Origin of the sequence: Kitasatospora sp. NA04385 (assembly GCF_013364235.1) — a bacterium.
Classification (GTDB): domain Bacteria; phylum Actinomycetota; class Actinomycetes; order Streptomycetales; family Streptomycetaceae; genus Kitasatospora.
The window spans coordinates 7,950,909-7,962,974 of sequence record NZ_CP054919.1 but is presented as its reverse complement, the minus strand read 5'-3'; the positions used below and the strand labels follow the sequence as shown (position 1 = coordinate 7,962,974).

Genomic DNA, 12,066 nt, shown 5'->3' with positions numbered 1-12,066 from the left:
CCACGGATCGGGTACCTGTGGGGTCGGGACCGAGCGGCCCGTTGGGCGGCGGATGGGAGCGGGCTTGTGAACACCTGGGCAACCTGGACCACTCAGGGCATTCTGTCCGGTCACGGCGGTGTGAAGACCGCGGAGATCGGCGTCATCACCGGGGACCTGACGGTGCACACCATGTGGATCGAGGGCGAGGCGCGGCTGACCGTGCAGTACAGCGGCGCGCTCGACTGGTTCACCGTGGAGGGCAGCCCCGTGGCCGCCGCGGACGAGGCGGCGGCGCGCGAGGTGCACCAGCACATGGTCGAGGCCGTGAAGACGGGCGGAGGCGCGACCGCCCCACGGGCCTGACCCGAGCAGCCCGCCCGGGCCGCCGCCGACGCGATGCCGGCCGCGACCCGGGTTTCGTGCGTCCTGCCGGGCCTCCGCGTCACGGGCAGGAGTAGCGGAACGCCACCTCGGCGGGGCGGCCGCCCGCGGGTTCCAGTACCTCCAGGCGCGCGGTGGCGTCGAACTCGCCGTGGCCCTGGAAGGTCCACTCCAGCGTGACCCCGGTGCTCCGGCGCCCGGCCGCCACGTGCTGGACGACCGGCCCGGAGTCGGTGCCGTCGCTGCGCACCCACCGGTAGCGCACGTCGCCCCCGCCGCCGTCGGTCTCCAGCGTTCCCGTGACCACGGCGGTGCCGTCGCACCCCGGCCCCGCGGCCGGGGCGGCCGCCGTCACGCCCACCACCTCGACGGGGCGGAGGTACCTGTCCCACAGCAGGTACCCGAGCAGCGCGAGCAGCAGCACCAGCGGCAGCAGCAGCCACCTGTCCCACCGCCGCGACGGCGCCTCGACGGCGCTCTCCCCGCGCCACACCGCGGCGGCCCGGGGCGGCACCCCGGGGCCGAACCGCCGCAACCCGCCGTCCGGCCCGGGCGGGGGCACGGGCAGGGGCACGGGCGTCGCGGGCTGGAGCACGGTGGCGTCGAGGTCCGCGGGCAGCGTCCGCGCCGGATCGAGCCGCACGGTCTGCTCGGCGTCGGACGGCGGCGGCGCGGCGGCCGGGCGGAGCTGGACGGTGTGCTGCTCCTCGGGCGGGGCGGCCGGACGGAGTCGGACGGTCGGGTCGGAGGCGGCGGGCTTGCGGACCGGCCCGAGCCGGAAGCCGGGGTCGGGAGGGAGTTCGGTCATCGTCGGTCTCCGCTCACCTGAGGCAGAACATGCTGTACGGGCCACCGGAGACGGGCTTCACCGCGGCGGGGGTGCTAATCACCACCAGCCTCACGTTCCAGGTCCGGCAGGCCGACGTGAAGGCGCTGGTCACCCGGGTCGTACCGGCCGGGACCGGGTCGGACGTCGTCGTGCCGACCAGCTTGCCGGAGTCGTTGTCGTACCAACTGAAGGTCAGCGTGGCCGTCCCGCTCCCGCTGGTGGCCACCGTGACCGTGACGGTGGCCGACACCGTGCTGTTGCCGCCCCTCAAGAACGGCGTGCCCAGCGTTACGGTGACCGGCGGGGCGCTGCTCGCCGTTGCGCTGGGCGTCGGGCTGGGCGAGGGCGACGCGCTGGGGCTCGGCTTCGTACTGGTGCTGGGCTTCGCCGTCGGGCTCGGGCTCGGTGTCGGTGTCGGGCTAGGTGTCGCGCTCGGGCTGCTCTCCGCGGTGGGCGAGGGGGACGCGCTGGGGCTCGTGCTGGGGCTGTCGGCGGGGGTCGGCGGGGCCTCGGCCGTGGGTGTCGTGGCGGGTCCGACACTGGTGGTGGCGAGTGGGGCGGCGACCGGTCGCGGGTCCGCGACGGTCCGCTCCTCACCGGCCGAGGCGACCGTCGCGAGCGCGCCCACGACCAGGACGATCGCGCCGACGGTGGCGATCAGCCGCCCCGGGACGCGGCGTCGCGGGGCGAGCACGGTCGTCGCGTACGAGGTGGCGCCCGGCAGGGCGCCGTCCGCGGTGGGGGTGGGCAGCAGCAGGGGCAGCAGGGCGACGAGCGCGGCCAGCCGCTTGCGTCCGCGCTCCTCCCAGTCGGCGCCGTACGCGGCACCGGCGGCGGCCTCCAGTTCGCCGACCAGGGCTTCCGCGCCCGGGGGCCGCTGCCCGGGGGTCTTGGCGAGCCCGGCCCGGATGAGCGGGCGGAGGGCTTCGGGCGCCTGGGTGTCGGGGATCTCGGCCTCGGTGTGCTGGACCGCGAGTTCCATCAGGGTGGTTCCGGCGTACGGCTTGGCGCCGGTGAGGCACTCGAAGAAGGTGGCGGTGGCCGCGTAGACGTCGGTGGCCGGGGAGGCGGGGTGGCCGGCCCACTGCTCGGGGGCCATGTAGGCGGGCGTGCCCGCGACGGTGCCGCCGGTACCGGCGCCGGTCCGCACGGCGATGCCGAAGTCGACGAGCTTCGACTCGCCGTCCACGGTGACCAGCACGTTCCCCGGCTTGTAGTCGCGGTGCACGACGCCCGCCCGGTGCGCGGCGGCCAGGCCGAGCAGGGAGCCCTTGAGGACGACCAGGGCGGCTTCCGGTCCGGTGCCGCCCTCGGCGCGCAGCAGGTCGCGCAGCGAGATGCCCTCGACGAGTTCCATCACGATGGCCGCGCCGCGGGGGCTCTCGACGTACTCGTAGAGGCGGGTGACGTGCGGGCTGTCGAGGGTGGCGAGCAGTTCGGCCTCGACCCGGAAGGCGCCCTGGTCGGGGTGGTCGCCGAGCAGGTACTTGATCGCGACCGGGGTGCCGGTGGCCCGGTGGTGGGCGAGGACGACGCGGCCGGACGCGCCGGCGCCGAGTTCGCGTTGGTGCGCGTAGTCGGGGAGTTCCCAGCGGGCGGGCCTGCCCGGCGCGGGCGGTCCGCCCTGGTGGCCGGGCGGGGACGGCGGGTCCGCCGGTCTGCCGCCGTCCGGATGCTGGTCGTTCGTCACCTTGTCCACCCCCGGTGTCCCCGCGCGGTGCGGGGGCGTCCCGTTCGTCGCCTGCGGACCGGCGCGGGTGCGCGGCCACCGGGAGTGACGCGCCCCCGGCCGGAGGGGTTCCGGTTCGGGGGCGGGGAAAGGTCACGATTCGGCTGTTTCGCACACCGACCGTCGGAAGGTCACCCGTCGGCGGTCAGCGGCGGGCGGTCACCAGGCACCGTCCGTGGGCGGCGCGTCGCGTCGGCGGGCGGATTCGGCGGCCTCGGCGGCGATGGAGCCACGGTGGACCAGCTGCTGGCCGAGGGCGGTGAGGGCCCGGCCGACGGCGAGTTCGTCGCCGATCTCGGGGTCCGCGGGGTCGGTCCGGCTGCGGTGGGCCTCCGCCTCGACCTCGATCAGGTTGACGCCGGTGTCGAGGACGGCGTGCGCCTGGGTGAGGTCGCCGGCCTCGACCACCCGCAGCCGGACCGACCACTCGGTGCTGTGCGGTTCGGGCGCCGCGGCGCGGCCGCTCACCGCCGCTCCTCCTGCGGCTGCGGATCCGCGATCGGATCGCCCTCCGCCTGGGACTCCTCCCAGGCGTGCATGGTCTGGTAGGAGGTGATGCCCTCCTCCGGGTCGGCCGACCGGACGTCGTCCGCGTCCCGCCGGGCCTTCTCGTCGAGCCTGTCGCTCATCTCGGACATCCCGGGCTCCTCGCTCTAGAACCCCCGCTTCTCCTTCCAGCGTGCCCCCGCGGGCGGTCTCAGTCGAGTTCGGCCAGCAGGTCGGGGTTGACCAGCGCGAGGATCGTCCGGACGTCCGCCTCCGCGACGGCGGGCCACAGCACGGCCCGGGCGGCCCGGTAGCGCTCGGCCAGCCGGTCCCGGTCCGCGGCGGGGAGCAGCGCGGCGCGGTCGGCGCGGGAGTTGTGCGCGTTGTCGGCGATCTTGACCAGGGTGGCGGCGTGGTCGGTGACGACGTCCAGCAGCATCGTCCGGTAGTCGGTCCCAGGCGTGCGGGTCACCCGCCGGACGGTCGCCACCACGGCGGCGGGGACGCCCGCGGCGAGCAGGTCGGCCGCGGTGACGGGGGTGTCCTCCAGCACGTCGTGCAGCAGCGCCGCCATCCGCAGGCCCGCGCCGAACGGGGCGACGCCCGCGGCCACCGCACGCACGTGCTCCACGTACGGCACCCCGATCCGGTCGTACTGGCCGGCGTGGGCGCGGGCGGCGAGGGCGTCCACCTCGTCCGGGGTCGGCGGCGGCGCGCTGGTCATGGTGTCTCCCCTTCTCCACTCCGTCCGGAGTGCTCTGCTGCTCCGCTCCGTCCGGAGCGCTCCGCCGGAGTACTGCACCAGGAGTGTTCCACGCGCCGCCCGGCCCCGGAATCGGGGGACGGACCCTCAGCCGCCGCGACGTATAGTCCGGTTGACCGAAGGGAGTGATCGTCCGGTGCGGGTGACTCCGATCTCCCCGGAGCGGCTGGTGGAGTTGCTCACGGGGCGGATCCACGAACTGGCCGACGACGGCCGGCGGCTGCGGGTCGCGATCGACGGCGCGGCCGCCACCCGGCCCGGCGAGCTGGCGGACGCCCTGGTGGAACCGCTGCGCCTGCTCGGCCGACCGGTGCAGCGGGTGTCCGCGGACGACTTCCTGCGCCCCGCGTCGGTGCGGTTCGAGTACGGCAAGCACGACGCGGACGCCTTCCACGACCTGTGGCTGGACCAGGGCGCGCTGCTGCGCGAAGTCCTCGACCCGCTCGAACCGAACGGTGACGGCCGCGTCCTGCCCACGTTCTGGGACCAGGAGACCGACCGCTCCACCCGGGCCCGGTACGTCGAACTGCCGCCGCGCGGCGTGCTGCTGCTGGACGGACCGTTCCTGCTCGGCCGCTGGCTGCCGTTCGAACTGACCGTGCACCTCACCCAGTCCGCCGCCGCGCTGGGCCGCCGCACCCCGGAGTCCGAGCAGTGGACGCTGCCCGCGTTCGAGCGCTACCGCACCGAGACCGGTCCGGACGAGCTGGCCGACCTGACGGTGCGGGTCGAGGACCCCCGGCACCCCGCCCTGGTGGAACGGGACTGACCCGGGGGCCCTGGGCGGTCAGGCGCTCGGCGCGGGGCCGCGCTGGCAGCGCGGGCACCAGTAGGCGATGCGGTCCCGGTCGTGCCGGGCGGTGCGGATCGGTGTGCCGCAGCGCCGGCAGGAGCGGCGGCCCCGGCCGTACACCCAGTGCTGCTGGCCGGGCCGGGCGTCGCCGGTGGTGACGTGGCCGGGTCGCAGCTTGTTGGCGTCCAGCAGGTGCCGGGCGCCGTGCAGCAGTCCGTCCGGGTCGGGCAGTTCGCCGACCGGCAGCCAGGGGGTGACCCCGGCCAGGAAGGGCAGCTCGTTGGCGTACACGTTGCCGATGCCGGCCAGGGTGCGCTGGTCGAGCAGGGCTTCGCCGACCGGGCGCCGCGGGTCGGCGAGCAGGCGGCGGCGGGCCTCGGCCCCGTCCCAGTCCGGGTCGAGCAGGTCGGGCCCGAGGTGGCCGACCACCCGGTGCTCCTCCTCGCTGCGCAGCAGTTGGACCACGGGCAGCCGGTACCCGACGGCGGTGCCGTGCTCGGTGCCGAGGACCACCCGGACCTGGAACGCGGGACCGCCGTGCCAGTGCTCGCCGGGCCGGAAGGTCCGCCAGCGGCCGTCCATCCGCAGGTGGGTGTGGAGCGTCACGCCGCCCTCGAACCTGGTCAGCAGGTGCTTGCCGCGCGGCACCGTTTGCAGCACCCGGCGCCCCGTCAGGTCGGCGGTGGCGTGGGCGGGCACGCGGAAGTCCGACACCGTCAGCACGTGACCGGCGAGGGCCTGGTTCAGCTGGGTGGCGGCGAGGTAGATGCTGTCTCCTTCGGGCACGCTCCCCATCATGCCGTCCGCCGCCGACAACGCCACCGACCGCCCCTCCCCCGGCCGTTCCGCTCTGCCCGCAGCGAAAATCCCTGGTCAGCGGGGCGGGGCTGCCCTACGGTCGCAGGATGACGATCACTCATGAGGTGACGGGAAGCGGCCCCGCGGTCGTTCTGCTGCACTCCTCCGTCTGCGACCGGCGGATGTGGGACGGGCAGTGGGACGCGCTGCGCGAGGCCGGTTACCGCGTGCTGCGGTGCGACTTCCGCGGATTCGGGGAGACCCCCTGCGCGGACCGCCCGTACGACAACCTGACCGACCTGGCGGACCTGCTGGACGAACTCGGCATCGAACGGGCGGCCCTGGTCGGCGCCTCCTTCGGCGGCCGGATCGCCGTGCAGTTCGCGGCCGAGTATCCCGACCGGGTCGGCTCGCTGACCCTGCTCTGCCCGGGCAGCTCCGAGCACCGGCCGAGCCCCGAACTGGTGGCGCTGGACGAGCTGGAGGTGAGCCTGGTCGAGTCCGGCCGGCTCGACGAGGCGGTCGAGCTGATGGTGGACACCTGGCTCGGGCCGGACGCGGACGAGGCCGCCCGGGCGCAGGTCCGGACGATGCAGCGCAACGCGTACGAGGTGCAGTTGGCCCCGGAGGAGGAGATCTCCCCGACGCCGGTCGAGGTCGACCTGCGGAAGGCCGTCGCCCCCGCCCTGGTGTACTCCGGCGCGCACGACCTGGACGACTTCCGGCAGATCGCCGCCGACCTGGCGGTCCTGCTGCCGGACGCCGAGCACCGCGAGCTCCCCTGGGCCGGTCACCTGCCCGCCCTGGAACGCCCGGCGGAGATCGCCGAGTTGCTGCTCGCCCGGCTCGCCGAGGTCGGTCGGCGCTGACCTCCGCCCGCATCGCGCTCGGGCTCTCCCAACTCTCCCTGATTCACCCTCCGGGGTGAATCCCCCCGATCGGCCGGGACGTCGCAGGCACTGGACGCCCGGCCGATCGGGCGTTCTCGCTGCCCGCACGAGGCCACTGGCGGCCGGGAGAAACGGTTCTCTGTCGGCGGCCCACCACGCCTCCCGACTCGAACGGAAACCGTGCGCAGTTCGAAAAAGCCCGTGCACACGATCGACCGCTCTGATGTGATGCCGCCTGATCGACCTCGATCGCCCACGACGGAACCAGAAGAGGAAACACCGCACCCTTGGACGACACCATGCGCGAAACGAACCACACCCTCGGCTCCGGGTCGGAGGCGGTCCTGGCCCGGCTCGAAACCTATTACGACGCGGTCCCCCGGTTCTCCGCGACGACCGAGGAGCACGGCCCCTTCACCCTGTTCGTCCGCACCGGGCAGGGCTGGCACTACTACGGCAGGCCCGCACTGGGCGGCCCCGGCGTCTTCACCGCCGAGGACGTCGAGCGGGTCCGGGCCCGGCAGCGCGAGCTCGGCGCACCCGAGAGCTTCGAGTGGGTGCACGAGACCACGCCGGGTCTGCGCGCCGCCGTCGAGGCCGCCGGGCTGGAGGTGCACGAGCACCCGCTGCTGGTGCTCGACCTGGACGGTCCGGTGGCCGACACCGCCGCGCCGGAGGACGGCCCCGAGGTACGGGTGCTCGCCCCAGACGACCCGCTGCTGCCGGCCGCCGTCGCGCTGCCGCACCTGGCCTTCGCCGAGTCCGGCACCCTGATCGGCGCGGCCGGACCCGAACAACTCGCCGAGGCGGTGAAGAACCCGGAGACGGAAGCCGCCGCGACCCGGATGGCCGACCGGATAGCCGCCGGGCGCACGGTCCTCGCCGCGACCATCGGTCCGGACGGGGAGCCCACCGCCTCCGGCTGTCACCAGCCGGTCGGCGAGGTCAGCGAGGTCGTCGCGGTGGCCACCCTGCCGGCCCTGCGCCGACAGGGCCTGGCCCGCCGGGTCACCTCGCACCTGGTCGAGGACGCCCGCGCCGCCGGGGTACGGACGGTCTTCCTCTCCGCCAGCGACGCCGCGGTGGCCCGGATATACGAGAGCGTCGGCTTCCGGCGCATAGCCACCGCCCTGATCGCCGAACCGCCCGCCACGGACTGACCGGCTCACCGCCAGCCGCTCACCGCCGACCGCCCCACCGGTCGGCGGGGCGGCAGGGCGGCAGGGCGGCGGGCCGGCGCGGTGGTGAGCTGGCGGGCCGGCAGGCCACGAGCGGAAAGGGGCCCGGCCGCAGAGCGGTTCCGTCCGTCGGCCTCGCGCGTCCCCGCCTCCGGTGACGCGTCGGAGGCAACGGGACGTCAATCGGAAGGAATGTCAACGGACATCGAGGAGGTCGAGCGCGTGTTCGCGTGTTAGAACCGGCGTCCAGCGGGCACATGTGTTGCTACCTGGGAGCAGGGTCGTGTCGGCGGGGAAGGCCGGGGCGTGCCTGCCTGCGGCGCGGAGGTGGTTGATGGACGGACCCGCACTCTCCCCGCGTGAGCTACTGATCCTCCAGCAGATCGAGGCCGAGCTGGGGAGCGATCAGGAGCTGGAGCGCGAGCTGCGCACGATGCGGACAGCGAGGATGGCACGGCTACGACGGACGCTGGTGGCCCGGCCGTGGATCGTGGTCGCGGTGATCTCCTGCTGTCTGGCCGTCTCGTTCGGACTGTTGGCGATGGCGGTGGCACTGGACGAACCGGCCCTGCTGCTGGCCGTGGTGATCAGTTGGGCCGTCGTGCTGGTGGTCTTGGTGGTGGTCGCGACACACCTGCACCGACGAGGGCGGATCCGGTAACCACCCGCCGGGCGGGCCGCCGGCGGGCGGCCCGCGTACCCGGTCCCGAGCCCTGGTGAAGGGCCCGGAGAGCGGATCGGCGGGAGGGGCGCGGTGGGACGGTCGGCGAGGAACGGCGAGTGCGAGCGGACGTGCAGGCGAGTGGGAACAGAACCGGGGTCAGACGCCGGGCAGGCCGGTCTCCAGGTCGTCCAGGGCGTGGGAGCAGGTGCAGTCGCGGGTGGCGGGCAGTGATTCCAGGGCCTTGAACAGGACGGTGCGCAGGCGGTCGACGTTGCGGGCGAAGACGTCCAGCACCTCGGCGTGGGTGACGCCCTCGCCGCTCTCCACGCCCGCGTCGAGGTCGGTGACCAGGGCCAGGGAGGTGTAGCACAGGCCCAGTTCACGGGCCAGGACGGCCTCGGGGTGGCCGGTCATCCCGACCGCGGACCAGCCGCTGGCGGTGAACCAGCGCGACTCCGCCCGGGTGGAGAAGCGCGGACCCTCGATCACCACCAGCGTCCCGCCGTCCACCGCCTCCCACGCCAGGCCCCGGGCGGCGGCCAGCACCGCAGCGCGCCCCCGGGGGCAGTACGGGTCGGCCATAGAGACGTGCACCACCTCGGGCACCGACCCGTCCGGCAGGATCCGCCCGTCGTAGTACGTCTGCACCCGCCCCGAAGTCCGGTCCACGAACTGGTCGGGCACCAGCAGCGTCCCCGGCCCGTACTCGGGACGCAGCCCGCCCACCGCACACGGCCCCAGCACCTGCCGCACACCCAGCGCGTGCAGAGCCCACAGATTGGCCCGGTAGTTGATCCGGTGCGGCGGCAACCGGTGCCCCCGCCCGTGACGCGGCAGGAAAGCCACCCGCCGCCCCGCCACCTCCCCCACGAACACCGCATCCGACGGCGGCCCGTACGGAGTCTCCACCCGCACCTCCACCACCTCGTCGAGCAGGGCGTACAGACCCGACCCCCCGATCACACCGAGCTCGGCGGTCGGAAGGGGGTGAGGAGCGACCGGGTGTCCGCGGTCAGGGGAAGGAGGAAGAAGAGGAAGAGTCATGGCCCGACCCTAGGAAGAACGGGCGCACGACTCACGGGCGATGGCCTTACGACTCCCTGACATCGCGGACGCCGAGACGCCGGGACATCGGGACGTCGCGGACGCCGGGAGGCCCGGGCCGGGTCAGCGGGCGGACTGCAGGGAATCGACCAGGAGGTCCTTCGCGAAGACGAGTCGCATCCCCTCGTCGTCGCACAAGTAGGTGCTCACCGCCACGGCTCCGCCGAACTTGGCGATGTCCCGCTGGACGACTTCCGACGGGGGCACGTGGCGGCCGCTCCGAACGATCCGGAAGACGCCGGGCAGTTGCACTTCCCCGAAACCCGGCCCCTCGACCAGCTCCGACGGGGACGCCGGGAAGGCCGGGCAGGGCTCGAAGCGGTGGACGTAGCGGGTGCGCATCGGAAAGATGCCGGGCCGCCCCGAGGACTTCTTCCCCTCCGTCAGCAGGGTGCCGTCCGTGGTGACGCAGAACATGTGGCCCTCGACGTTGAAGGTCCAGCCCCCGGGGTTGTCGACGACGTGGTCCCAGTTGCCCCGCTCCTGCATCCGGTGCTTGCTCAGGACCCGCTGCCCGGTGGCGGGCGGCCGCCCGTTGCGCGGGGCCAGTTCAGCGAACTCCCGGCAGCAGGAGAGGAAATCGGCCCACAGGTTCGAGGCGGCCCGGTGGGCGGCCTCCCTGCGCCGGAGCTCGGCCGCCCCCTCCGCGTCAGCAGCCGCCCTCGCCCGGTTCACGTCGTCCTGGAGTCCCATGGCGGGAGTGTAGTTCTCCGGACCACCCGCGGGCAGTCCCGCACCGGCGGCCGGCGGGCTCGTCGGCCCGGCCGTGGCCGTCGGCGCGGTGCCGGGTCCTCCGGCCGGATCGTGGTTGCGGTGCGGCCGGTTCAGGTTCTTGCGGCGGCCGGTGTCCGGCGGGATGATCACCGCATGTCCCACCACCACGGCCGCGCTTCAGGGCCTGCCGACGGCGCCGGTGGCGAAGGTCTGCGGATCACCTGCTACAGCGGCCTCGCCAGCGGCAGCCACTGCCGTGCCCGGGTCGTCCGGCTGGACGGAGAGCTGGACCGCGACCAGCTCCCGCGCCTGAACCGGGCGCTGGACGCGGCCGTCGCCGGCCGGCCCGGGCTGTTGGTGCTGGACCTGGAGTTGCTGACGTTCTGCGACTCCAGCGGCCTGAACGCCTTCGTCCGCACTCGTCGCGTCCTCGCGGAGGCGGGCGCCGACCTGGTGCTGACCGCGCCGACCGCTGCGGTGGCCAGGCTGCTGGAGATCACCGGCACCGCCGCGGTCTTCGACGTCCGCCCCAGCGTCCACGCCGCCCTCACCACCCTGCCCCGGGCCTGCGCGGGCCGGTCCGCCGACCCCGGGGATCATGATCCGACGGGCGCCCGGGACGACCGGTAGGCTGCCGCTCATGAGCATGTCCGCGGCCGTCGAGCAGGTCGTCCTTGAGGCGCAGCGCCAGTTGGTGCAGGGCGAGTGGGATCCGGCACGGGCGGATCTGGTGCTCGTGCGGGAGACGGCGCTGGCGCTCGCCGCGGCCGTCGGGCCGGCGGACGTGCAGGCGAAGTCGGCGCGGATCGACCGGCTGGCGGGGCTGCGCGAGGCCCTGGCCGTCCTGGCGGTGACGGTGGCCCGCACCCACGGCCGCCTCGCCTGGTTCCTGGCCCAGTGCAGCAGCGAACTCGCTCCCGTTCTGCACTGGCGGGCCCTGGAGGCGCCCGAGGGCGGGAGCTTCGGCGCCGTGCTCCCCGACGAGGAGGAGTTCGCCGACGCCGAGGAGGCGATCCGGTCCCTGACCGCCATGCTCGCCCGCACCGGTCCCGGCCGCACCGCCTGACCACCCGTCGAAATCCCCGGCGCGGCCGTCGTGCCCGCCGGTACCGTGCGACCGGCAGGGCCACGATGCACTGGGAGTAGACGATGCTCGACCACACACCGCTCACCGGCGCGCATGCGAGGCTGGAGCCGCTCGACCACCGGCACCACGACGGCCTGTGCGAAGCCGTCCGGGACGGCGAGTTGTGGAACCTCGGGGTGACGCTCGTCCCGCATCCCGACGACGTCCGGGCGTTCATCGACGAGGCCCACGCCGCCCGCGCGGCGGGTGCCCACCTCGCGTACGCCACCGTCGACCTCGCCACCGGCGGGATCGCCGGGTCCACCCGGTTCCTCGCCATCAACGAGCCCTACCGGCGGCTGGAGATCGGGTTCACCTTCCTCGGCCGGTCCTGGCAGCGCACCGCGCTCAACACCGAGGCGAAGCTGCTGATGCTGACCCACGCGTTCGAGGACCTGGGCATGAACCGGGTGGAGTTCCTGACCGACGTGCTCAACGACACCTCCCGCGCCGCCATAGCCCGGCTCGGCGCGGTCCAGGAGGGCGTCCTGCGCCAGCACATGGTGATGCGCGACGGCCGGGTGCGCGACTCGGTGCTGTTCAGCGTCGTCCGCCCGGACTGGCCCGCGGTGAAGCGGACGCTCACGGACCGCCTGGCGCGGGCCACGCCCGCGTAGCCGCACCGGCCT

At 74.4% G+C, this 12,066-nt stretch carries 16 protein-coding genes; 8 read left to right on the top strand and 8 right to left on the bottom strand.

Translation table 11 applies throughout. The annotated features are described in order from the left end of the window. The first annotated feature begins 66 nt into the window (after nucleotides 1–66). Nucleotides 67–345, top strand: a complete 279-nt coding sequence (locus HUT16_RS35320; RefSeq protein WP_176192076.1) for a hypothetical protein — start codon at nucleotides 67–69, stop codon at nucleotides 343–345. Between the two features lie 79 nt (nucleotides 346–424). On the opposite strand, the gene HUT16_RS35315 is transcribed toward HUT16_RS35320, so the two are convergent. From HUT16_RS35315 to HUT16_RS35295, 5 genes are all read right to left on the bottom strand, one after another. Beyond that, a complete protein-coding gene (locus HUT16_RS35315; protein ID WP_176192075.1) occupies nucleotides 425–1,171 on the bottom strand; it encodes a hypothetical protein in 747 nt (248 codons plus the stop codon). Between the two features lie 13 nt (nucleotides 1,172–1,184). Beyond that, nucleotides 1,185–2,891: a serine/threonine-protein kinase gene (locus HUT16_RS35310; RefSeq protein WP_254898148.1), complete on the bottom strand. Its 1,707-nt coding sequence runs from the start codon at nucleotides 2,889–2,891 to the stop codon at nucleotides 1,185–1,187. A 189-nt stretch (nucleotides 2,892–3,080) separates the two neighbouring features. Continuing rightward, nucleotides 3,081–3,389 (bottom strand): dsRBD fold-containing protein, encoded by a 309-nt coding sequence (locus HUT16_RS35305; protein WP_254898147.1) that lies wholly within the window; start codon nucleotides 3,387–3,389, stop codon nucleotides 3,081–3,083. Beyond that, a complete protein-coding gene (locus tag HUT16_RS35300; RefSeq protein ID WP_176192074.1) occupies nucleotides 3,386–3,559 on the bottom strand; it encodes a hypothetical protein in 174 nt (57 codons plus the stop codon). Before HUT16_RS35300 ends, HUT16_RS35305 begins: the two co-directional genes overlap by 4 nt. 59 nt (nucleotides 3,560–3,618) lie before the next feature. Continuing rightward, on the bottom strand, nucleotides 3,619–4,131 hold the full coding sequence (locus HUT16_RS35295; protein ID WP_176192073.1) for an HD domain-containing protein: 513 nt from the start codon (nucleotides 4,129–4,131) through the stop codon (nucleotides 3,619–3,621). A gap of 175 nt (nucleotides 4,132–4,306) precedes the next feature. Between HUT16_RS35295 and HUT16_RS35290 the strand changes: the two genes are divergently transcribed. Next, nucleotides 4,307–4,939, top strand: coding sequence for a uridine kinase (locus HUT16_RS35290; protein ID WP_176192072.1), 633 nt, complete (start codon nucleotides 4,307–4,309; stop codon nucleotides 4,937–4,939). Nucleotides 4,940–4,957: 18 nt separating this feature from the next. On the opposite strand, the gene HUT16_RS35285 is transcribed toward HUT16_RS35290, so the two are convergent. After that, complete coding sequence (locus HUT16_RS35285) at nucleotides 4,958–5,749, bottom strand: DNA-formamidopyrimidine glycosylase family protein (protein WP_176192071.1); 792 nt, start codon at nucleotides 5,747–5,749, stop codon at nucleotides 4,958–4,960. A gap of 119 nt (nucleotides 5,750–5,868) precedes the next feature. Between HUT16_RS35285 and HUT16_RS35280 the strand changes: the two genes are divergently transcribed. The 3 genes from HUT16_RS35280 to HUT16_RS35270 all read left to right on the top strand — a co-directional run bounded on the left by HUT16_RS35280 (nucleotide 5,869) and on the right by HUT16_RS35270 (nucleotide 8,490). After that, nucleotides 5,869–6,630: an alpha/beta fold hydrolase gene (locus HUT16_RS35280; protein WP_176192070.1), complete on the top strand. Its 762-nt coding sequence runs from the start codon at nucleotides 5,869–5,871 to the stop codon at nucleotides 6,628–6,630. A 308-nt stretch (nucleotides 6,631–6,938) separates the two neighbouring features. Next, complete coding sequence (locus HUT16_RS35275) at nucleotides 6,939–7,811, top strand: GNAT family N-acetyltransferase (protein ID WP_368662724.1); 873 nt, start codon at nucleotides 6,939–6,941, stop codon at nucleotides 7,809–7,811. A gap of 352 nt (nucleotides 7,812–8,163) precedes the next feature. Beyond that, a complete protein-coding gene (locus HUT16_RS35270; protein WP_176192069.1) occupies nucleotides 8,164–8,490 on the top strand; it encodes a hypothetical protein in 327 nt (108 codons plus the stop codon). Nucleotides 8,491–8,649: 159 nt separating this feature from the next. Here the strand turns inward: HUT16_RS35270 and HUT16_RS35265 are convergent, their stop codons facing one another. Together HUT16_RS35265 and HUT16_RS35260 are read right to left on the bottom strand one after the other, a co-directional pair. Beyond that, on the bottom strand, nucleotides 8,650–9,537 hold the full coding sequence (locus HUT16_RS35265; RefSeq protein WP_254898146.1) for an S-methyl-5'-thioadenosine phosphorylase: 888 nt from the start codon (nucleotides 9,535–9,537) through the stop codon (nucleotides 8,650–8,652). Nucleotides 9,538–9,660: 123 nt separating this feature from the next. Further along, nucleotides 9,661–10,290, bottom strand: a complete 630-nt coding sequence (locus HUT16_RS35260; protein WP_176192067.1) for a hypothetical protein — start codon at nucleotides 10,288–10,290, stop codon at nucleotides 9,661–9,663. Between the two features lie 174 nt (nucleotides 10,291–10,464). Here HUT16_RS35260 and HUT16_RS35255 point away from each other — a divergent pair, with 174 nt between their 5' ends. The 3 genes from HUT16_RS35255 (at nucleotide 10,465) to HUT16_RS35245 (ending at nucleotide 12,054) form a co-directional block, all read left to right on the top strand. Next, nucleotides 10,465–10,941, top strand: coding sequence for an STAS domain-containing protein (locus HUT16_RS35255; RefSeq protein WP_176192066.1), 477 nt, complete (start codon nucleotides 10,465–10,467; stop codon nucleotides 10,939–10,941). Between the two features lie 10 nt (nucleotides 10,942–10,951). Further along, on the top strand, nucleotides 10,952–11,377 hold the full coding sequence (locus HUT16_RS35250) for a hypothetical protein (protein ID WP_176192065.1): 426 nt from the start codon (nucleotides 10,952–10,954) through the stop codon (nucleotides 11,375–11,377). 83 nt (nucleotides 11,378–11,460) lie between these two features. Beyond that, nucleotides 11,461–12,054, top strand: coding sequence for a GNAT family N-acetyltransferase (locus HUT16_RS35245; protein WP_176192064.1), 594 nt, complete (start codon nucleotides 11,461–11,463; stop codon nucleotides 12,052–12,054). Nucleotides 12,055–12,066: the final 12 nt, after the last annotated feature.